The 21459-nt window shown below is 47.9% G+C and carries 21 protein-coding genes; 10 read left to right on the forward strand and 11 right to left on the reverse strand.

The genetic code is table 11. The features are described from left to right. Positions 1 to 403: 403 nt before the first annotated feature. Positions 404 to 2839 (reverse strand): DNA gyrase subunit A, encoded by a 2436-nt coding sequence (gene gyrA, locus AXX12_RS12420; RefSeq protein WP_066243131.1) that lies wholly within the window; start codon positions 2837 to 2839, stop codon positions 404 to 406. 65 nt (positions 2840 to 2904) lie between these two features. Next, entirely contained in the window at positions 2905 to 3996 is a 1092-nt protein-coding gene (gene mutY / locus AXX12_RS12425; protein WP_231881888.1) for an A/G-specific adenine glycosylase, read from the reverse strand. Positions 3997 to 4167: 171 nt separating this feature from the next. Here mutY and AXX12_RS12430 point away from each other — a divergent pair, with 171 nt between their 5' ends. Continuing rightward, a complete protein-coding gene (locus AXX12_RS12430) occupies positions 4168 to 4806 on the forward strand; it encodes a manganese efflux pump (RefSeq protein ID WP_074431368.1) in 639 nt (212 codons plus the stop codon). A gap of 263 nt (positions 4807 to 5069) precedes the next feature. Here the strand turns inward: AXX12_RS12430 and AXX12_RS12435 are convergent, their stop codons facing one another. Both AXX12_RS12435 and AXX12_RS12440 read right to left on the reverse strand, forming a co-directional pair. After that, entirely contained in the window at positions 5070 to 6014 is a 945-nt protein-coding gene (locus AXX12_RS12435; RefSeq protein ID WP_066243137.1) for a tetratricopeptide repeat protein, read from the reverse strand. Between the two features lie 66 nt (positions 6015 to 6080). Next, complete coding sequence (locus AXX12_RS12440) at positions 6081 to 7067, reverse strand: N-acetylglucosamine kinase (RefSeq protein WP_066243138.1); 987 nt, start codon at positions 7065 to 7067, stop codon at positions 6081 to 6083. Between the two features lie 260 nt (positions 7068 to 7327). On the opposite strand from AXX12_RS12440, the gene AXX12_RS12445 reads away from it, so the two are divergent. After that, entirely contained in the window at positions 7328 to 8029 is a 702-nt protein-coding gene (locus AXX12_RS12445) for a TerC family protein (protein ID WP_066243141.1), read from the forward strand. A gap of 198 nt (positions 8030 to 8227) precedes the next feature. Here the strand turns inward: AXX12_RS12445 and AXX12_RS12450 are convergent, their stop codons facing one another. Then, the gene (locus AXX12_RS12450) at positions 8228 to 8503 is read right to left on the reverse strand and encodes a DUF1653 domain-containing protein (RefSeq protein ID WP_066243144.1); all 276 of its coding nucleotides are present in this window, start codon (positions 8501 to 8503) and stop codon (positions 8228 to 8230) included. A gap of 210 nt (positions 8504 to 8713) precedes the next feature. Here AXX12_RS12450 and AXX12_RS12455 point away from each other — a divergent pair, with 210 nt between their 5' ends. After that, positions 8714 to 9151 carry a hypothetical protein gene (locus tag AXX12_RS12455; RefSeq protein WP_066243147.1) on the forward strand — a complete coding sequence of 146 codons (438 nt, stop codon included), beginning with the start codon at positions 8714 to 8716 and terminating at the stop codon, positions 9149 to 9151. A 204-nt stretch (positions 9152 to 9355) separates the two neighbouring features. Further along, the gene (locus tag AXX12_RS12460) at positions 9356 to 9790 is read left to right on the forward strand and encodes an EamA family transporter (protein WP_066243150.1); all 435 of its coding nucleotides are present in this window, start codon (positions 9356 to 9358) and stop codon (positions 9788 to 9790) included. A 3-nt stretch (positions 9791 to 9793) separates the two neighbouring features. On the opposite strand, the gene AXX12_RS12465 is transcribed toward AXX12_RS12460, so the two are convergent. Continuing rightward, positions 9794 to 11053, reverse strand: a complete 1260-nt coding sequence (locus AXX12_RS12465) for an HD-GYP domain-containing protein (RefSeq protein ID WP_066243154.1) — start codon at positions 11051 to 11053, stop codon at positions 9794 to 9796. Between the two features lie 225 nt (positions 11054 to 11278). Between AXX12_RS12465 and AXX12_RS12470 the strand changes: the two genes are divergently transcribed. The 6 genes from AXX12_RS12470 to AXX12_RS12495 all read left to right on the forward strand — a co-directional run bounded on the left by AXX12_RS12470 (position 11279) and on the right by AXX12_RS12495 (position 17054). Next, positions 11279 to 12376 (forward strand): GGDEF domain-containing protein, encoded by a 1098-nt coding sequence (locus AXX12_RS12470; protein ID WP_066243156.1) that lies wholly within the window; start codon positions 11279 to 11281, stop codon positions 12374 to 12376. Between the two features lie 21 nt (positions 12377 to 12397). Next, on the forward strand, positions 12398 to 13006 hold the full coding sequence (locus AXX12_RS12475; protein ID WP_066243158.1) for an HD-GYP domain-containing protein: 609 nt from the start codon (positions 12398 to 12400) through the stop codon (positions 13004 to 13006). Between the two features lie 78 nt (positions 13007 to 13084). Next, positions 13085 to 13357 (forward strand): FeoA family protein, encoded by a 273-nt coding sequence (locus tag AXX12_RS12480; protein ID WP_066243161.1) that lies wholly within the window; start codon positions 13085 to 13087, stop codon positions 13355 to 13357. After that, a complete protein-coding gene (locus AXX12_RS12485) occupies positions 13329 to 13550 on the forward strand; it encodes a FeoA family protein (protein WP_066243164.1) in 222 nt (73 codons plus the stop codon). The genes AXX12_RS12480 and AXX12_RS12485 overlap by 29 nt, the downstream gene beginning before the upstream one ends. Positions 13551 to 13571: 21 nt before the next feature. After that, positions 13572 to 15944 carry a ferrous iron transport protein B gene (feoB, locus tag AXX12_RS12490; protein WP_066243166.1) on the forward strand — a complete coding sequence of 791 codons (2373 nt, stop codon included), beginning with the start codon at positions 13572 to 13574 and terminating at the stop codon, positions 15942 to 15944. Positions 15945 to 16115: 171 nt separating this feature from the next. After that, positions 16116 to 17054 carry a porin gene (locus AXX12_RS12495; protein ID WP_066243169.1) on the forward strand — a complete coding sequence of 313 codons (939 nt, stop codon included), beginning with the start codon at positions 16116 to 16118 and terminating at the stop codon, positions 17052 to 17054. A 54-nt stretch (positions 17055 to 17108) separates the two neighbouring features. Here the strand turns inward: AXX12_RS12495 and AXX12_RS12500 are convergent, their stop codons facing one another. From AXX12_RS12500 to AXX12_RS19370, 5 genes are all read right to left on the reverse strand, one after another. Next, the gene (locus tag AXX12_RS12500; protein ID WP_066243172.1) at positions 17109 to 18167 is read right to left on the reverse strand and encodes an HD-GYP domain-containing protein; all 1059 of its coding nucleotides are present in this window, start codon (positions 18165 to 18167) and stop codon (positions 17109 to 17111) included. Positions 18168 to 18384: 217 nt separating this feature from the next. Then, a complete protein-coding gene (iadA, locus tag AXX12_RS12505; RefSeq protein WP_082816849.1) occupies positions 18385 to 19560 on the reverse strand; it encodes a beta-aspartyl-peptidase in 1176 nt (391 codons plus the stop codon). A gap of 59 nt (positions 19561 to 19619) precedes the next feature. Further along, positions 19620 to 20099 (reverse strand): YjiG family protein, encoded by a 480-nt coding sequence (locus AXX12_RS12510; protein WP_066243176.1) that lies wholly within the window; start codon positions 20097 to 20099, stop codon positions 19620 to 19622. A 12-nt stretch (positions 20100 to 20111) separates the two neighbouring features. Next, positions 20112 to 20783, reverse strand: coding sequence for a nucleoside recognition domain-containing protein (locus tag AXX12_RS12515; protein WP_066243178.1), 672 nt, complete (start codon positions 20781 to 20783; stop codon positions 20112 to 20114). Positions 20784 to 21220: 437 nt separating this feature from the next. Continuing rightward, positions 21221 to 21391: a hypothetical protein gene (locus AXX12_RS19370; protein ID WP_156478662.1), complete on the reverse strand. Its 171-nt coding sequence runs from the start codon at positions 21389 to 21391 to the stop codon at positions 21221 to 21223. Positions 21392 to 21459: the final 68 nt, after the last annotated feature.

Consider the following 21459-nt stretch of genomic DNA (forward strand, 5'->3'; position numbering starts at 1 on the left):
GGCTGCCAGCAGCTTCGCTGCTCTCAACCGCCGTTGCCGTTACCAGCGACGTTATTACATATTAACATAAGCACTAGCATTGTGTCAATATGTAGTTTTTGTTTCTTTCGGGTACTGATTGCCATCGCTTAGCGACAACTTATTCAGTATACCATAGGGGCTTGTACTATGTCAACAAGGTTTTTAGCCTTATTTAACTGTGAAGCTAAGTTTGATTAGCTATCACTAGGAGACTCACCCTTCTGGGAACACTAATATACCATACTGGCAATAGCTTGTCAATCACTCATCTACCAGTATTCGTCTAACGAAACCTCCGCAAAGCATAGTGTGGCACAGATTCTAGAATTATATACATTCAAAAATTTTAAAAAGCAGGGCGACTTAAAAGTCGCCCCCACGATTACTCATTATCGGTTTTCTTCTCTACCGCCGCTAAAGCAACGACTTTGTCATTCTCGCCGATTCTCATTAGGCGTACACCTTGTGTATTTCGCCCAACTACCGAGATCTCATCAACTTCCATACGGATGATGATACCGTCTCCGGATATGAGCATTAGCTCCTGGCCGGGTTTTACGATTTTGAGACCGACCACTACACCAGTCTTATCGGTTAGCTTATGGTTAATAACACCTTTGCCGCCCCGATTTTGCGATTTGTATTCTTCGGTAGGAGTGCGTTTGCCATATCCCTCAGCAGTTACAGTAAGTACTTCACCGCCTTTGAAGATTGTCTCCATACCGATGACGACATCAGCATCTTCAAGCGAAATCCCACGGACGCCACGAGCCGTACGGCCCATGCTGCGCACATTTTGTTCATTAAAGCAGATCGCCATTCCATGTTCTGTCCCCAAGATCACATGTTGGTTGCCATCAGTAAGCCGCACGCCAATCAGATCATCATCCTCATCAAGAGAAATCGCAATAAGGCCAACCTTGCGTTCTGTGTCAAACTCCATCAGTTCAGTTTTCTTGACGACACCATTTTTTGTCGCCATAAACAGATGTTTATTGGCAGCAAATTCTTTCAGTGGGATGACTGCTGTTATCAATTCTTTATTCTCGAGCGGTAGCAAATTGATGATCGCCGTGCCTTTAGCTGTCCGACCTGCATCAGGCAACTCGTAGCCTTTCAGGCGATATACCCGACCACGATTCGTGAAGAACAAGATGTTGTGGTGAGTAGTAGCGACAAACAGATGCTCAACAAAGTCTTCTTCCTTGGTCCCCATGCCAGTGACCCCCCGACCGCCGCGCTTCTGGCTGCGATAGGTGTCAGCAGACAGTCGTTTCACATAACCGTTATGGGTAATTGTGATAATAATATCTTCCTGAGCAATTAAATCTTCGATTTCGATTTTCGACACGTCGCTGGTAATCACGGTACGCCGTTCATCGGCGAAACGCTTTCTGACATCGAGCAGTTCTTCTTTAATCAATTGCAAAACTTTATGCTCGTCAGCCAAAACAGCCTCCAGCCACTCAATGGTCTCGAGCACATCTTTGTACTCTTGCTCAATTTTTTCTCTCTCCAGACCTGTCAGGCGTTGCAGACGCATGTCTAGAATTGCCTGTGCCTGCTTTTCACTGAGTGAGAAGGTTTCCATCAAAGCATTCCGGGCAATATCAGCCGTCTGTGACTGCCGGATGGTACGAATAACTGCATCCAGGTGATCAAGCGCAATCTTTAGACCTTGTAAGATATGCTCTCTAGCCTTGGCCTTCGCCAACTCAAACCGGGTCCGACGAACAATAACTACTTTTTGATGTTCAAGATAATAGTAAAGTACCTGTTGGAGGTTAAGAACTTGCGGACGGCCATCAACTAAGGCCAGCATGTTGACCCCGAAGGTCTCCTGCAATTGCGTATGCTTATATAATTGATTGAGAACGACGTCACCGTTGGCATCACGCCTTAACTCAATAACAACTCTCATCCCTGTGCGGTCGCTTTCGTCGCGCAGGTCAGTGATGCCATCAATCGTTTTGTCGCGCACCAGTTCGGCAATCTTTTCGATTAGCCTGGCTTTATTAACTTGATAGGGAAGTTCTGTGACCAGTATGCGAGTTTTGCCATTAGACATGCGTTCAATACGCGCCTGGGCTCGCATTTTCACTGAACCGCGTCCTGTCGTATAGGCTTGCCGTATCCCTTCCCGCCCAAGAATCAGGGCGCCGGTTGGGAAATCCGGACCTTTTATGTATTGCATTAATTCGGGTATCGTGATGTCAGGATTGTCGATCATCACAACAAGCGCATCAACCACTTCACCCAAATTGTGCGGCGGTATATTAGTAGCCATGCCAACGGCAATGCCTGACGAACCATTAACCAGTAGGTTGGGGATCTTGGCTGGCAGTACAGTTGGTTCTTTGAGCGACTCGTCATAGTTTGGTGCAAAGTCAACTGTATCTTTCTCAATGTCTTCTAGCATTTCTTCGGCAATACGCGACATGCGGACTTCCGTATAACGCATGGCTGCCGCTGAGTCACCGTCAACCGATCCGAAGTTACCATGGCCATCAACCATCAGATACCGGGTAGAGAAATCCTGTGCCAAGCGTACGATCGCATCATAGACCGAGCTATCGCCGTGGGGATGATATTTACCGAGAACTTCACCGACGATACGGGCTGATTTTTTGTGGGCTTTATTAGAAGCCATTCCAGCTTCATGCATTGCATAGAGAATCCGTCGGTGCACTGGCTTCAAGCCATCCCTAACGTCAGGCAAAGCCCGCATAACGATAACACTCATCGCATAGTCGATATACGAGTTCTTCATTTCTTCGTCAAGGCTAATCGGCAAAACTTTTCCTAAACCAAAATCCATTTCCTCACCTCAGACCATCATTATCCATAGTCTATCCACTTATTTACATTACCATAGTAAATTCTTTATAGCGCTGCTTCTGCCAGCCAATTGGCCATCGTCTGATGCGGTTTGCCCAAAGGTACGGCTGCGAGTTCGTCTAACGTCATCCAGCAACCGTCTTCGCGGCGTTCATTGTTATATCCCGTGCCTGAGCCTTGATAAATTTGCAAATCCCAGGTCCGGTGACTGAATACATGCTGCAGATTGCGCCACTGGGTTAGCGAAGCAACAGTTTGCCCGCTCTTGGCAAAAAGAGACCGAAGCGCTGTTTCTGGATCGCTATCCACCGCTTCAATCGTCGGGAACTCCCACATGCCAGCCAGCAAACCACTCTTAGGCCGCTTTCGCACAAAAAATTGCTGACACTGATTTTTCACGATGCCGACCGCCATCTTAACCGGGCGAGGCTCAGCTTTTTTTGCTTTACGCGGTAGTTCCGATTGACAGCCCTCCTTATATGCGATGCATTCATCAGCCAGCGGACAAAGCGAGCAGCGCGGCACTCGACCACAAACAGATGAACCAAGGTCCATAACCGCCTGATTGAAATCGCCTGGACGGTCGGAGGGGATAACCTCGCGAACCTTTGCTGTCACAGCCTGTTTACCAATTGATGAGGTTATCAGCTGTTTTAGACAAAACAGACGGCTGAATACTCTGAGCACATTGCCGTCAACGGCAGGCTCAGGCTGTCCATGAACAATGCTCAGCAGTGCGCCGGCGGTGTAGCTGCCGACACCGCTGAGGCTTTCAACCTCTTGCCGGGTTTGCGGCAAAACGCCGTCATAGCGTTCCAGCGCTTCTCTGACCCCTGTCTGCAGGTTGCGGGCGCGGCTATAATAGCCAAGGCCTTGCCATGCGTGTAGTACATCTTCTTCAGGGGCATCTGCTAACGTTCTCATATCCGGAAAGCGGTCGAGGAAGCGCCTGTAGTAAGGCTCAACCGCTTCAACCCGGGTTTGTTGGAGCATGATTTCAGAAACCCAGACTTTATACAGGGTAGTATCTTGACGCCAAGAAAGTTCTCTGCCGCATGCGTCATACCAAGCCAAAAGCTTATCAGCGATAATAGAACGTTGGCTTGACTTAACAGCGGTTCTTTGTTGTTTTTTCAATTGATTGGCTTTCCTCATAAACGTAGTAAAGTCTTAACTTGAATAGTATTCACCTTCCTAGTTAAAAATTCCTGCCTGAAAGCTAGGCAGAATGCTGTGGCTGGTGAGCAAAATTATGCTTCCGCCATATAGTAATTTGAAGATGTGCTTTCTCCAAAGGAGTTGAACAACGTGAATTTCTTTTATGTGCTACTGCTAGGGGTCGCTGTCAGCATTGACGGTCTAATGGCAGGCGTAGCCTATGGTCTGCGTAGCATCCGTATTCCATTAAGCTCATTCCTGATTGTTGGGGCCGTCACTGCTGTCGCGTCTGCGTTCGCGATGGGTGCAGCAGCTATGCTGGGACAATATATTGATACATTTCTAGCGATGGTCCTCGGCGGTATCCTGTTAATTCTTTTAGGAGCGTGGAACGTATTCCACCAATACTTAACCAAGAACATTCCCACTTATGAGGTGGAAGGAGAGGTCACAGCCGGCAAGCTGACTTTTTCAATCGGTCATCTGGTCATTAGCATTATGGCTAGACCGGAGTCCGCTGACGTTGATCACTTGGGAGTAATTAGTCCATTAGAGGCGGTATTTTTGGGGCTGGCGGTTGGCGCCGACGCGGCAGTAGGTACCTTTGCCGCAGCCTTAACCGGTGCGTTGCCGCTTTACACTCCCTTGATAATCGGGATTATTCACATTATCTGTATTGGCGGTGGGGTTGTGCTATCAGACCGCTTTGTGTCTGATGAATGGAAAAGGCGGTTCCCCTTTTTACCGGGGACGATGTTGATAGTGCTAGGCTTATTGCGCTTAGCTTAGCCGGGCTCTTCAAGCACGGGCCAATCTGTGACGCGCACGGATGCGCTAGTGCCGAATGCGCCATGGATGGCACAGCATTAGGCCGTTGTTACCCCCGGAAACTCATTGCTAGCGTACCCCGCGTACGCGTCGCCGCTGAGTTTCCGGGGTGCCTAGTGATGCTACTCTACTATGTTGCATCAAATGTTTAGTAGTCTCATAGGTAACAACATCTCGACCTTTCTGAACGCCCTTGGAGTCTGGCCGTTGAAAATAAAAATTATCTACTGCAGGCGTTTTATCCCCAACTGTTCTGCTTTGCGGAAATCCGTGTCCGCCTTTTCCGTGTCGCCTTTTTCCCGCAGAGCGAGTGCCCTGCCGTAATAGGCGAGAGCGAAATCCGGTTTCAACTGAATTAATGTATTGTAATCGCGGATTGCCATGTCATGACGCCGCAAAGCGCACAACGCATTGGCCCGATAGAGATAGGCTTCGTACATCGCTGGTGCCAGTTCGATCGCTCGGCTTAGATCCTTAATTGCTGCCTTATGGTCTTGCTGCAAATACAGCAGATAGCCGCGTTTAAAGTAGGGGGTGGGCGGAGGGTTGGTTACACCGCTCTTTTTGACAATAGCCAGCGTGAAATCGGCCATTGCATCATCAAGTTCATTTGTGAGCAAGCCAACGTCACCACGATGATAATAAGCAGCTGACAATTCAGGATTGAGTCCTAATGCTTGGTTATAATCTGCAAGCGCCTGATCATAGCGCTTATTCGCTTTATGAAGGTGTCCGCGATACAGGTAGGCTTCCGGCAAGTCGGGCTTAATCTCTATCGCTTTAGAAAACGCTTTAGCTGCTTTATCTAACTCCCCGGTACGGAAATAGGAGCGACCAAGAATAATATGAGCTGTGACATTCTTCGCGTCAACAGCTAGCATCTCATTAGCTAACTGTAGAGCTCTATCCGGTTGGCGAGCAGCGAGCGCCTCCTGTGCTTCGATCAGCTTACGATCTGCCGGACTTGGCGCCGGCAATTGCACAAATTCTTCCCCTCCGGTCTCCATCAGCCGGTTGTCCAGCTCGGCTGCCGTAATTGGGGCTCGATTTGGATTTTGACGATGCTGTAGCAAAAAAAAGAAACATGTTGACAATAACAGGATCGCTGCAACCGAGAGTATGAGCAGTCTCCTGCTGTTAGACTGATGGGGCTGCTGAACAGGTTCCACTGACATACCTCCTTTGGGCAGCATTGAGGACAGGCATTGGGGGAAACATGAAGATAGAAATAAAGGTTAGGGAATGCCGGCCATGATTCTTTGCAGCGTGCCGGGAAGAACTAAACCACCGCTGGCTCGCAGTCCCAGCAGCAGTCCGCCGACAATCGGCGGGTAAACGGCTGGCGCAAAATGCGCCTGCGGCGCTAGTTTTTGGATGGAGTGCGCTAACTTCTCCCTCAACCAGGAATTCTTCTCTAGAATGCCGCCTGCTAATACTGTGTGCAGATTAGTATCACTAAGAGCTAGTTTATCAATTACAGTGGCAGCCATCAGACTCAGCTCATTTAGCGCGTTGTTGACAATGGTTCTGGCCTGCCAGTCTCCATTATCAGCCAAAGTAAAAATAGCCGGCGCAAGGGCAGCCACTGAATCAACCGAAAAATCGGAACTATACAGCCAATTAATCAGTTCTTCGACATCGACCATGCCTTTTTCCTGCAGTATTACCGCACAAATGCCTGATTGCTTCTCTCTGCCATCAGCTGTTCGCAGCGCATGGCGCAATGCGTCCATTCCGATACAATAGCCGCTTCCCTCATCTCCTGCGCGGCTCCCCCAACCGCCTACCCTCACCCTACGTCCATCAAGAGCGACGCCACAGGCGATAGATCCTGTCCCTGCAATAATTAACAAACCGTCAGAGCCACCAGTTGCACCAATCAAGGTTACCATTCCATCATTCTCTAGCAGCAGTTGGTCCGTCTGGATGGCCGCGGCACGCAGTGTATCCACTGCCACGGCGGTCAGAACCTCACGATCTTTGCGAGTATCCAGGCCAGCCAGCCCAAAGACTGCGCACTCGACTGACGACGGTCTGCACGGTAAGGACTGCAACAGTTTAGTAATGACTTTTCTTGCTTGCCCTTCACCAATACTGTGATAATTTGCCGGACCACCCTGAGCGTAGCCCAGGACTTCACCAGATTGACTACATAATAGGGCCCGACAAGACGTACCACCAGCATCTATTGCCAGTACAGTCCCTCCCGCTAACATTGTCATCTAAATCCCTCCCCGGAGTCGTAATCGCCTGTAATTTGAGCATCTCCTATTCCAATACGATCATATAGTCTTTTTTAAGTTATTCTGCTTGCATATAACAGTTGACTCTCTAGACAAGCAGCAGTACTATCAGAATATATGGAGTTTACTGACAGCCTCGCGTTGCCAGTCCATGTTTGGCAAACATGATCGTTGCTAACCTTGCCCCACAGGTAAGTACTTAACGCATCTGTCATCATTGCCAAATTAGAAAGGGGTGGATTCGCATGTTTTCTCTCGAGCTGTGGTCTGCTGTATTCGCTATTGTTGTTATTGACATTGTATTGGCTGGCGATAACGCGATCGTTATCGGCTTGGCAGCCAGAAACTTGCCCAAGCTCCAGCAAAAGAAGGCTATTTTGTTAGGAACCTTTGGCGCAGTCGTTATCCGAATCTGTGCTACCGTATTTGTTGTCTGGCTACTCCAGGTTCCTGGCTTGCTCTTGGCTGGCGGCTTGATGCTAATCTGGATTGCCTTCAAACTGCTTACAGACAAAAACGAGAAAGTAGAAGAAGCAGTTGCCGCTAAGAGTAACCTGTTTGACGCCGTTAGAACCATCATCATCGCTGATGCCTGCATGGGGTTAGATAATGTGCTTGGTGTTGCTGGCGCGGCACAAGGCAACTTCACCCTCGTGATCTTAGGACTCATGATCAGCATTCCAATCGTCGTGTTTAGCAGCACACTAGTCATTAAGCTTGTTGAGCGCTTCCCCATCATTATTGACTTAGGCGCCGCTGTTCTTGGCTGGACAGCAGCAAAAATGATTGTCGGCGAACCCTTCCTGGCTGCGTGGACCGCAGACCCTTACGTAAAGTGGATTCTCGCCGTCGTTATCATTGGCGGTATTCTCGGTGCCGCAGCCTATAAGAATCGACTCTCGACAACAGAAGAAATTCCTCAGTCAGAATCAGAACTTTAGATATTTGGGTTACCCAGCCCTGCCGTATTACGGCAGGGCCTTTTTGCACTAGAACCGATAAGTTTGCAGGCACGTTGAGGTCTCGTAGCGTAAGGGGCGGAACACTAGCACGCGCATGATAATCGAATAATAATAGCGGTATATTTGTGTCGCTTGTGTTCTGCGTTGGACCTGTAAAGGGTATGCATGCCGCCGACTTTATTGATCAAGACGCCCTAGGGTGGTAGACGAGTCAGAAGTTTCATCTCCCAACCACGCAAATCGCGGGACCGCTTGTCCATTTATAACTACCGTCTCAAAAAACATTGTATACGGCCGAATCCAAAGCCCCTGATCGCCATATAAAGCACGATAAACAACAAAGCGCTCTCCGGTTTCTGAATGAGTCGCTTGGTCAATTACAAAGTACTCACCACCCTTGTAATGTCGGTAACGGCCTTTTTGTATTTTTTCAGTTGATTGCTGTGCTACCATCAAAGATCTCCTCCCTGCGCCTTATACACTACTTTACTTTCTGCGGCAAAATCCCCCTGATATCGCTTTTTAGCGGCTGCAAATACCGGTTTCTCCTATACAAGCAATTAACTTTACATAATTGCGTTACCTTCTTAATCTTGCAGCGTTAATATACTTGAGCAGCGCAAACGCGTTCGTCTCAATAACTTATTTTACAGGAGGCTACTGATGAAAATGCGAAACCAACGCACTACCTTTATTGCCATGATGGGCTTAATATTAGCATTCACTTTATTTCTGGGCGGATGCTCTGATGTCAGGCCGATTGATTCACAGACCCCAACCGCTCCAAGCACCACACCGAACGCTGAGGCGGTAAAAGTGACCTATAATTACAGCGACAGCGGCAACGTTACCTTGTCGGCAAATAACATCACCTTGCAAAAAGGCCAAACACTGATCCTTGAACCTGCTGCCGGTTTAACAAAAAAGACCCGTTTCCTGTCTAGCGGCGAAAACTTTTTCAATGACGTCATGGAACAGGTTAAAACTGATAACAGCAAGCTGGTCTTTGTTGCCAAAGCGCCTGGCAAAGGCAAACTTCAAATCATTCCGAACTATACAGAAACTGACCGGGCAATTGACTTCTGGGTAACAGTACGGTAAATCTGTATGGATCATCTGACAAAGTAGTTGAGTAAAGCGACTAGGAAGATCGCCGCGTAGCGCGGCGATCTTCTTCATTTTTAACATCTTTGCTCACCTTTGATTTCCAGACGAATGATCGCCGTATACTATGATCACAATATAGTTTCGAGTTATAATCATACATAGAATAAACTTACTATCTCTGCGTGGGAGGGAAAGCGTATGGAACAATATCTCTGGCTAATTTATGCTTTGCTGGCGGCGTTAACCGCCGCCCTAGTATCGATCTTCGGCAAAATTGGCCTTCAGTCAATTGATGCCAATTCCGCCACTGCAATCCGCTCAATCATCATGGCCGCGTTCCTTGTGTTAGTCGTCGCCTTGCAAGGCAATCTTAGCAAACTTCCCGTGATTTTCGCGGATAAGAAGGCAATTTCATTTATTTTTCTCAGCGGCATCGCCGGTGCTTCATCCTGGCTTTTCTATTTCTTAGCATTGAAATATGGCAAGGTGTCACAAGTCGCCCCGATTGACAAACTTAGTGTAGTGGTTGCGACTGTATTAGCGATCGGCTTCTTAGGCGAGAAGATCAGCATGATCAGCGGCTTGGGGATATTACTGATCGGCGTTGGCGCAATCATGGTCGCACTTGGCTGAACTTCACTGTGCAATGAAGAATTTATAATCAGATATTGATGCGTCCTGTGCGGTTATTCTTCGATAATTTATATCATCAAAATACTTCTCTAGGGTAGCTACAACATTAGCATCTAGAGCTCCGTCCAAACAATGCTGTTTGATGATCTTCATCACTTCACTGTTAGTCATACCTTTGCGATAAGGGCGATCTTCCGTAACTGCGGTGAATATGTCAGCTACCGCCATGATCCGCGAGCCAAGGGACAGACAGTTTCTATTTAAATGGAACGGGTAGCCCTTGCCGTCAAGCCGCTCGTGATGAAAACTTCCCCAAGCATTAATGGTTTTCAGATCGGCTATCGGCTCAAGCGTCCGATAGCCGTGATAAGTGTGAGCCTTAATGATTCGCCATTCATCAGCTGTTAACTTCCCGGGTTTTTCAAGAATTTCTGTAGGCACAGCCAGTTTCCCCAGATCGTGCAGATAGCCGGCGATTTGCATGGTCAAACATTCTTGTTCAGAGAAGGCCATTAATTCAGCGATGGCAACAGCGCTAGCTGCAACTCCCGTTGAATGCGTGGCAGTGAATGGACTGCGGAAATCAATCATTTGTGCAAAGAACTGAGCCAGGCGGGTTAGCCCCTGGTTATCAAAGATAGCTGTCTCATCTTTGACTAAACGCTGAAGAAACGATGCCGTCAACCGGTGCCTGATATCAAGCCAAAAATACTCTTTTGCCGCCAGTCCGGAAAAGGCTTCGACATGTTCTGGCTTGAACTCGGTTCCAGAAAGCTCGCCCACCTTAGCGACAATGGCATTGGCTTGCTCACTTAAATCTACATCCTGGTTAATCAGTACAGCGATTCGATCAGCCAGATGAATGATATGACTATGCTCAGGCGCCTTACCGCCTTCATGTTCACAGCCTTTCCCGTGATGCCATGAAACATGATGATAGCGTACAATATCAGAGATGCCATCAAAAGGATCCAGCAGCTTAAGTAAGCGATAGCCCACTTCAGCGTGTCGGTGAGGGTCCTTCACTTCAAAATCCAGGACTTTCACTCTGTCTGTCAGTGAAAGCGCACCCAGGTCATGAAGCGCTCCGGCCAATAGGATGTTTTTGCGTTCTTTATGTGAAAAGCCTAGTTCTTTCGAGATACAAAAAGCTATATAGGCGACCAGCTTATGATGATTAGCCAGCAATGGACTCATGAGGTCTGTAGTGCTGGCAATAGAGGAAACCAACTGCAATATAGGTATTTGCATTTCCCTGATCATGTTATCCACCTTTCCTATCTATATAACCCCATAGCATCGCCCGCTCCCAAAGAGCAGGCAATAATATGTGGCAATTCTCGTCATGTACATAAAAATCCTGCCTGAGCAGAACTCCCTCAACGTTAAACACAGACGAATCATATTTTTCTTGACAAGAGCATATTGCGAAGATAAAATAGCAATGATAATCATTCTCAATGTCCACCAGTAATGCGGAGACTTTACATGAAAATATACACGAAACTGCGCTGGATGTATTTGGTCTTCTCACTAAGTCCGCTGGCATTAATCTTATGGCTGGGATATCAAACACGTTTAGAACAAGACCCCCTATTCAACCAACTTATGGCTTCAGGGATTATTGCTGCCTTGTTTATTGCCTTTACCGGGCCATGGATCACTCAACAATGGATATTTCTGCACCAGATCAAGCGAATTGAAAAATTTTGCAGAAAAATAAGAGAGGGCGAATACGAGAGCACACTGCCAGTGCCCAACGAGAGTCGTGATAAAGATGAGGAGAATGAGATGATCAATCTGATGCGCGACTTAAACTGGATGGCGCATCGCATTGGCAATCGTGAAAAAGAGCTACACCGCTCGATCAACGAATTATCTGAGTCGCATCGCGAAATTCGCGAAAAATCGTTACACTTGGAACAGGCGAATTCTTCCTTGAAGCTGGCGCAAATGCAACTTCAGGCTCAAAAGACTGAACTTGAGCAGGCGTTTGCCCAGATGCATCTATTGGCAATGACAGATGCGTTAACGCAAATCGCGAACCGGCGCTCCTTCTTTGATTCTTTCCATCATATCCTTACTTTTGCTCAGCGAGAAAAGCGTCCAGTTTCATTATTAATGCTAGATATCGATCACTTCAAACAAATAAATGATCAGTACGGACACCAAGCCGGTGACTGGGTATTGATCGAACTGGCATCACGTTTGCGCGCTTGCATCAGGCATTCAGACATAGCAGCGCGCATTGGCGGCGAAGAATTTGCTTTGTTATTGCCAGAAACAGATTATTCCGGCGCTTCGACCATAGCTAATCGTATCTATGCCGCGATTAACCAGCAGGCTTTTGAATTGCCGGAGAATCCAGGGACTCGGGTTACCGCGTCGTTAGGAATGTGCAGTCTGAATCCCAATTCTCCCTATCCGGCTTTAGATGTGTTTGTCCATTATGCAGATCAGGCTTTGTATTGCTGCAAACAGGAGGGGAGAAACGGCATCTGCCGTTACGACCCGGCAAGTCATTCAATAAATAAAATAGCGCCCGCAGCATTCCAGCCATACATAACTCGATCTAAAACAAATTGAAGCAGCAAAGGATTCTGTCGCATGATTTCTCACTTTTCTCTAGCTGACCTTCACCAAATTGTTGATGCTCTCACAGCCGCTCTTGACGCAAAAAATGACTATACCTGCGGGCATTCCTGCCGAGTAGCCGGTTTATGCCAAGCTATCGCTCAACAGTTACGACTTTCAATAGCAGAGCAGCAATCGCTCGATATCGCCGCCCACCTCCATGATATCGGCAAGATTGGCATACCAGACTCGGTGCTGTTAAAGCCAGGCCGATTGACACCGGAGGAATTTGCGATCATTAAAACGCATCCAGTCATCGGCTTTTCGATTGTTAACAAAGTAACCTTGCTGGCTGAAGTGGCGCAAATCATTTTGCATCACCACGAAAGAATGGATGGACAGGGATACCCGGGATGTTTAGTTGGCGATGCTATTCCTCTTGGCTCACGTATTATTGCCGTCTGTGATGCGTTCGATGCCATGACTAGCAATCGCTCTTATCGAACCTGCATTTCCGGAGAGCAGGCACTGGCTGAATTGTGGCGGTGTGCGGGAACCCAGTTCGATCCGAATATTGTAACCGCCTTTAGTCAAATGTTGAAAAGTTCGTCATTTGCCAGTTTCGTCGCTGTCACTAATTAAGATGAACTTATTTTTTTCCTCATCTATTGAGAATGGATTTCATTCTCTTGTTTAAAGAAAGTACAGGAGGTAGATTTGATGCGAACAACATTAAACCAACTTGCCCCCGGTGAGACCGGCATTGTCGCCAAGGTGCGGGGCGGTGGTTCCATTCAACGGAGAATTATCGATATGGGAGTGGTGGCCGGTACACCGATTGAGATGCTAAAGTTTGCTCCTCTCGGCGACCCGGTGGAGGTCAGAGTAAAAGGCTTTAATCTCTCGCTGCGCAAGGCAGAAGCCGAATTCATTGAACTGGATATTCCAGTGAAGGAGGAGCATCATGCCATTAAGTCTGATGAAAACCGGTGAGCACTGCCGGGTCTCTGCAGTCCAGGGACCAGCTGATGTATCCAGACGGTTAACGAATTTAGGATTTACCGCCGGCGAACCAGTGACAGTCGTAGGCAAATGCGGTTCAGCAGTTATTGTTTGTGTACGCGATTGCCGCATCGCGCTCGATAGCGGCGCTGCATGCTGCATCTGCGTCAGTGAACTAAATTGAGAAATGAAACGGAGGATCAAGATGAAAGCTACACATCGCTGGACAGTCGCCTTAGCAGGCAACCCGAACTCGGGTAAATCCACTGTCTTTAATAACTTAACCGGCTCAAGCCAACATGTAGGCAACTATCCCGGTGTAACCGTGGAAAAACGCGAGGGCTTTGCCGGCAGTGATAATAAGGAATTCCGCATTGTCGACTTGCCGGGAACCTATAGTCTGACCGCTTACTCAGAAGACGAAGTGGTTGCCAGACGTTTTATTGTCGAAGAAAAACCGGATGTCGTTGCCAATATTATCGATGCATCCAACCTGGAGCGGAACCTTTATCTCACCGCTCAGCTGCTTGAACTGGAACAGCCGACAGTACTAGTGTTAAATATGATCGACGTCGCTAGCGGACGCGGTTACTCGATTAATAACAAGGCCCTGGAAGAAGTCTTCGCCTCACCGGTTGTCCGGACAGTCGGCAGCCGTAATCAAGGCACGAAAGAAATACTAGCCGCGTGTGCCGCATCGGCCGGACAGCAACACCAATCCTGGCGGATTGACTACGGCAACCTTGAATCTGCGATCGAACAACTCAGCCACGAACTCACCGCCAACGGCGAAGGCTTGCGATTTCCGGTTCGTTGGCTGGCAATCAAGCTGCTCGAAAACGATGAAGAAATACTGCGTCTGATACGCGACCTTAGCGCTGGGCAAACAATCATTCATCGGGCAGCCAAACTTCGGCAAGAGCTCCAGACAAAAAATGACGAAGACCCGGAGCTGACCATTGCTGACCGCCGTTATCAGTTTGTCGGCAAAGTCCTCAGCCGGATTCTCACCGTCCAGTCAGATAAAAACCAAACTACCTCTGACAAAATTGATAAAGTCTTAACAAACCGGATATTTGGTTTGCCAATCTTTTTCGCTCTCATGTGGCTTCTTTTTAATCTCGTATTTACGTTGGCCGAAGCTCCCCAGTCATGGCTGGAAGACGGCGCAGCGGCTCTAGGAACCTGGGTTGGCGCACATATGGCAGAAGGTGATTTACGTTCTTTGCTTGTCGATGGCATCATTGGCGGCGTTGGCGGCGTAATAGTCTTTTTACCGCAAATATTGCTATTATTCTTTGGTATTGCCTTGCTCGAGGGAAGCGGCTATATGGCCAGAGCTGCCTTCATCATGGATAGAGTGCTACGCTCTGTTGGTCTGCATGGTAAATCATTCATTCCGATGTTGTTAGGCTTTGGCTGCACGGTGCCGGCGGTAATGGCAACAAGGACGCTCGAAAACCCGCGGGACCGCTTAGTCACCATCCTGGTTTCCCCGTTCATGAGCTGCAGCGCTCGTCTGCCTGTATATACAGTGCTGATTTCCGCCTTTTTTAGCAAGGAATCTGCTGGCAGCGTTTTGTTTTCCATCTATGTTCTCGGCATTGTCATCGCAGTACTCATGGCTCGTATTTTCCGCAGCTTTCTCTTTAAGGGCGCTGTCGAACCGTTTGTCATGGAGCTGCCACCTTATCACCTGCCGACCTTGCGCAGTGTGCTGATACAGATGTGGGAACGCGGAGTTCTCTATTTGCGGAAAGCCGGTACAATTATTCTCGCCGTCTCAGTGCTGATCTGGTTTTTAACCAATTATCCCAGCGAAGTACAGTACAGCAAAGATTACGACACTCTAATTACCCAGTCGCAGACTCTGTTTGAAGAACAGGCTGCCAAGGAAATTGCTCCCGCTCTCCAAGTTGAGAACATCGAACAACACCAGGACTTTATGGCTTTGCTAGAAAAAGCGCAAGCAATTGATGAAGACTTTGAAAAGCAAACAGCAGAACTTGAGTCTGACAGTCCTGAATTTGCCGCCATTGAATTGGCGAAAGAAGAGCAGTTTGCCGCATTAAAGGCAGAAAACGAAAAACTCTTTAGCCTCGCAGAGCGTTATCAGGAGCTCAAAGCAACCGCAGAAGACGAAGTAGCGGCTCTTGAGCAAGAGCAAGCAGCAGAGAAGCTCGTCGCCAGTTATGCTGGCCGTATTGGTCAAGCCATCGAGCCATTAGTCAAACCCCTAGGCTTTGATTGGAAAATCAGCATTGGTCTCTTTGCTGGAGTTGCCGCCAAAGAAGTGCTGGTAAGCACGTTAGGAACCATCTATAGCGTCGGCGAAGCGGATGAAACATCTGTCGCCCTGCAGGAAGCCTTGGTTGCCGACCCGGTGTTTAGTCCTCTGGTAGCCTACACGCTAATGGTGTTTGTGCTGTTATACTCACCTTGCTTTGCTGCCCTTGCCGTTATTCGGCGGGAAACGAATTCCTGGAAATGGTCTTTGTTCACCATGGTATATACGATCGTTGTCGCCTGGGTAGTCAGCTTCCTGGTCTACACCATCGGCGGTTTACTAGGATTCTAGCATTTAGTTTAGTGTTTAGTTTTTAGAAAGTCTGCTTTGCGGCTTGTGTCCCTCGTGGGCCTCGCGCTATCGTACTTCTTCTCGTACTACTTCGTGTACTTTTGAAACCGTAACCCCGGCATCTTCGCAAACTTATAATTGCCGGTAGTTAAAATAATAGGAGGAATTATCATGAAAAAAGCTGCATTGTCATCACTGCTTACTGCACTGGTTATTACTGCAACCGCTACTACTGCTTTGGCGGCTGAAGCGGCAGACAATAGAACTCTCTCCGTCTCTGGTGAAGCAACACTGCAGTGGGAAAGAGTAAAACCCAAAGCTGATCCTGACAGCCACACTGGCGAGCAAACATTTATCCTCAACTTCAGCCAGCCACTGTCAGATAACGTATCTGCATACGCACGATTTGCTTACCGGAATTTTGGCGGCGATAATATAGATGATTCCATCCACGAAGTTGACCAATTCGGCCTGATCTATGAAGCTCCTGGCGGCACGCTGACTCTCGGTTCGCAAGAGGCAGAGCTCGGAACACTCTCCGGTCTGGCCGATCTGACTGAAGTTGGACGGGATAACATGTTTCGCGGCGCAACCTGGGCCAGTGAAAGTGAACAAAAAAATCTCAAGCTATTAGTTGGCAAAGTCGATAAAAACTTGCTTGAGACCAATAACAACAAAACAGTAACAGGTCTCGAAGTTAGCAAAGTCTTCGGCGACGTGACAGTATCTGGCGAATATCTGCATGTAAGCAATAATCCCAGCGTCAACTCAGTTTACGGGTTAGGACTAAAAACCGCTGTGGACAAATGGGAGTTCGCCTTTGAAGGGCTGCGCTCTTCAGCTGACCAAGCTGCCTCCGGGATGCTGGCCGGCGTAACCTACGCGGCAACGGAAAAAGAAACCATCAGCGCAACCTACCGCAATCTCAAAGCCAATTCGGTCGTCACCGGCCTGGCTACCTACGACGCCAATACGAAAGGTATAGAACTGGCCTGGGAAAAGAGTCTCACTGATCGTTGGAGCGTTAAGCTCAGCCACGAATGGGCAAAGACCATTGACACACAGAATAAAGAGCGAATCGCCGCAATCGAAACTACATATACGTTTTAATATGAAAACACCGCAAGCGCCGAACTAACGCTTGCGGTGTTTTATTTACTAGGTTCAACCAGTGCCTGTCGCTACCTCGTCCTCCAGCAAAGCGACAATCGAAAGATCCCGTCTTCTCTCTAAGTCGATGCTCATGCCATTCCTCATTTGAACCACAGGCCGCGATGCTAAGACATCGTTGAGCATTACCACACGGGCTATATTGCCATCATTTAGCTCTACCAACGCGCCGACAAGGTGCTGACTGAGGCGCGAAGTGAAGGTCAGACAAAGTTGCGGATCTAGCTTCCCATACATTTCGCCCAAAATTGTCTCTACCGCCGTAAATGGCGGCAATTTCCGCCTGTATGCCCTATCGCTGGTCATTGCATCATAAAGGTCAGCAATGGCGATAATTTTACCGTACTCGCTGATATTGGTGCAATGCAGACCTAACGGGTAGCCACTGCCGTCATCGCGTTCATGGTGCTGCAGGATGGCAAGTTTAACTGCAATTGAAACGCCATCTGAGCGATCGATCAATTGATATCCTTGTAGCGAGTGCCTGCGCATAATATCTATTTCTTCGTCTGTTAGCTTGGCTGGTTTATCCAAAATACTCTTAGAAATAAAGGCTTTGCCAACATCGTGCAACAGTCCGGCGAGCATGATATCCTGCAGTTCTTGGCCCTTATAGCCTAACCATTTACCCAGAAGGCCAGCAATAATTGATACGTTCAGTGAGTGCCTGTACGTATACTCGCTGTGTCCTTTGACTCGATGCAGACTATTCACCACACCAGGGATATCAATCATGATTTCTATATATTTCCCGACTAATTCTTTGCATTCATCAACTGGAACCTCATGAAATAATCTCACCTTCTCAAAGGTCTGACTAATGATCTCCAGAGTTTCAGTATAAACTTCGCTAAGAACCGGTTTCTCCAACCAATTCTTTTTCGGCACGACTACATCCACTAGTGGGACCCGCCACGACCGTAAATATCGAATCATGTCGCCGGTCAGCATCGTGCCTTGCTCTAATAGAACCTGTCCGTCACCAGAAAGAACCGGTTGTGAAACAACCATTCCCGCAATAAGTTTATCAATCTGTATAGTTCGGTGGCTCACAAGCAGTCCCCCTCCAGCGCTGCAAACATAACGATGGATGTGTCACTATTCTTTCTTTACCGCTTTTACCTTCTTTCGCCATTATTTTTCAAATTCCTCCATAATTAACCAGTACAAAAGTCCTAAAAGTCTCATTATTCTTTCATTGAGTAAAAAGAAACAGGAAGAATACCCTGACGGCTTCTTCCTGTTTCTTTTTACTATTGCCTGTAATAGATTACTCAAACGTTCCCTTCTTGATGACTACGCCATTTTCCATCATCCTAACACCCTTAGCAAAAACCATGTCAACGTCCAGCTTATCATTTAGCACAACTAGGTCTGCATGGCTGTCAATCGCAATGGCTCCCTTCAGTGGATACAGACCGAGCAAAGCTGCAGTATTTGTAGAAACCGTATGTAATGCCCGGGTCAGGTCAAGGCCATCCTGCAACACCAGATCCTTAAATTCTTTATGAATCGAGTCAAGAGTAGTGACCAGGAGGCGCTCTACTTTCCCTGCCTCGTTGTACACAGCCATGCTACCGTTACCGTCAGAGCTCATGGTTATCCGGTTGAGCGGAACTCCCTTATCCAGGCATTCGATCACAGCCCGACTGGGTTTGACCGTTCCGGTAAATCCATTTTGCGGACTGACGCCTGCCGTCATATCAATATAGCCGCCAAGCTTGGCAAACTCCATTGCCTCGTCCAGCAACTCCCGTTTCCGATTAATATGAGTCGGGTAAAAATGCCGAGCGGGAATTTCACTGGTTTCGACGGCTTCAACGATCTTACTCAGACCATCTTTACCGCTGCCCATATGGAAGTGGGCGATCCCTGGCTTACCGCTGAGCATGCCGCCGAGGCGGGCTTCAGTCGCCAATCGTTTTAGTTCCTGGACTGTGGGTTCGGAGGAACGGTGATCAGACACCGCCACCTCGCCAACGCCGACGATTTTATCAATGATAATGATATCGCGTCTAACACTGCCGGTTATGTTCAAAGGCGGCAGTTCATACGAGCCTGTGAACATATAGGTTGTAACGCCCTCGGTCTCCAGTCCTCTGGCCTTGGCTAGCAGTGACTCCAAATGTCTTGTCGTGCCATCAGTTCCCAGGACTCCCACCAGGGTCGTAATGCCTGAGCTAATTATCCCTGACAGCATGATTTCAGGAACCCGGCTGTAAAAGCCCGCCTCACCACCGCCGCCGATCATGTGAACATGTGGATCAATGAACCCCGGAACAACCTTTCTGCCTTCAACGTCGATAAATTCAACCTGAAATACGCCGCTGCAAATGTCAATCCGGGGCGCGATTCTGGCAATCCTGTCCCCGATAATCAGTATGTCATTATGGCCTATATGCTCTGGCGTATAGACGTCACAGTTTTTTAACAGAGTGAACAACATCAGCCTAGCCTCCCTAAAACCAAAGAATACGTAACCGCGGAGTATGCAGAGCCTAATCCCTAAAAGAACATCATCAAAGCCTTCATTACCCACATGCAAAGCAGTGAATTGATTACACAAATGAGAGTAATCCCTGTGTAGTATTTTGTATCAACTTCCGCCGTTCCCAGGCAGCGACCTACATTTTGCACCGGATTGCCCATGATGTAAATTGCCGGCAGCAAAGCGGTAACATCTGCCGGAGTTAATATTCCTGTTGTGTACAGACTGGCAGCAACGCCAACACCGCCGCCCATGCTCATAAAGGCCGCTACCAGCACTGTTGCCGCCTGGCCAGGCATACCCCAAAGCGCCATGATGGGGCCAAATGCCCTGCCGATGAGATCCAACAGACCTGATACCTGCAATGCCTTAATAAAGATAAACGCCATCACCACATTGGGCAGTAAGTTTGTGGTGGCAATGTTGAAGCCACGCCGGGCTCCATCGACAAACATATCGAGTACATTCTTCTTGACAGTTACATTTGTTGTTGACATAGTCGCCACCTCCTATTTCCCTACCCCTATGGTATTTACTGTCTCACGCTTCTGCATGGCCTTAATGTAGAACCGAACCATATTTGCGCCCAGTATTTTAAAGAAAAACATCATCACTAATGGCAACAGAATGGGCACAGTGATGAAGCCAAACAGAGCAACGCCAGAAGAGAAGTAGTTAGTAACCGTCGCACTGGCGCTGATTTGATAAGTTGCGAAGATGGTGCGCTCGTTGTCAGTGATCTCGCCGCGCTCCACCAATTCCTTGATCATGCCTGCACCAGCATCAGTGCTTTGAAGGTTGGCGATTAGCGCCAGACCGCAGACCCCGGGAATACCCAGTAGCGGCTTTAGCAACGGAGTCATCAATTTCTGCGCTACCCGCAATCCGCCCAGACCGTCGACAACAGCGATAACGCCCAGCGCGAAGATGACTGGAGGCATCAGTTCCAGCGAAAACATAAAGCCATCGCGCGCCCCACCGCCACCGGTTCCGCGGAAAGTAAATATCTTGCCAGCCTCGCCGGTAATCTTTCCATATGCACCATTAAGTACACTAAAGTCCAGAACCTGTGTCCAGTCTTTGGCTGAGGCAAATACGCCTGAGAAAAATACAATAGCAAATAAAAATGCTGCATAACTTACCCAACTAATTTGAGTGGATTGAGTTTCCTTTCCCTGCATAAAATCTCATCTCCCTTTATGATCTTGTCTCCCAGATCTCCCAGCCGGTTAGGTCCAAACAAAAAAACAACCACCTCCATTGGAACAATGTCCGGCGGAACAGTATCTCGCAGCATCATTGTACTACCATATTTGCCCATATTCAATAACATCTTGTCAACATAATCGGACAAATCCGCTCCCCACTCATAGAGGATGGCCTCTAGAAGACAGTTTCCCATCGGAAAATTCGCTATGTCGAGAGCCTAGCGTTCCAATTGCGAAGCAGCTCCCGACAGTTACAGGAATTTTCACAGTGCAAACGAATATACAAAGACAAACGGCCGTCATCGAATACGATAAACCCGGCAGTTCATTATTTATAACAACAAGCGACAGGAACACATACTTGTCAGATGTGTTCCTGTCGCTTGTTGTCTAAGCTATTGAAGCCGCTGCTACGCATTTCTTTTATTTGTATTTAGTTTTCCCTTTTCAATTGGCGTAAACTTGGTTCCGGCGGAATCCTGCTCTTTTTTCTTTCTTCGGTCTTGGGATAACTGGGAGTTGCGTCTAGAGATAGACAACACTTTTTGAACCGGAATTATTCTATTAATCATCATATCCATAGTATCATCCTCCTTAGAAAATATCCCTCATTATAGTATCGTTAGAAACCGTCATAATCTTTAGTTTA

This window comes from Anaerosporomusa subterranea (assembly GCF_001611555.1).
GTDB lineage: Bacteria > Bacillota > Negativicutes > Sporomusales > Acetonemataceae > Anaerosporomusa > Anaerosporomusa subterranea.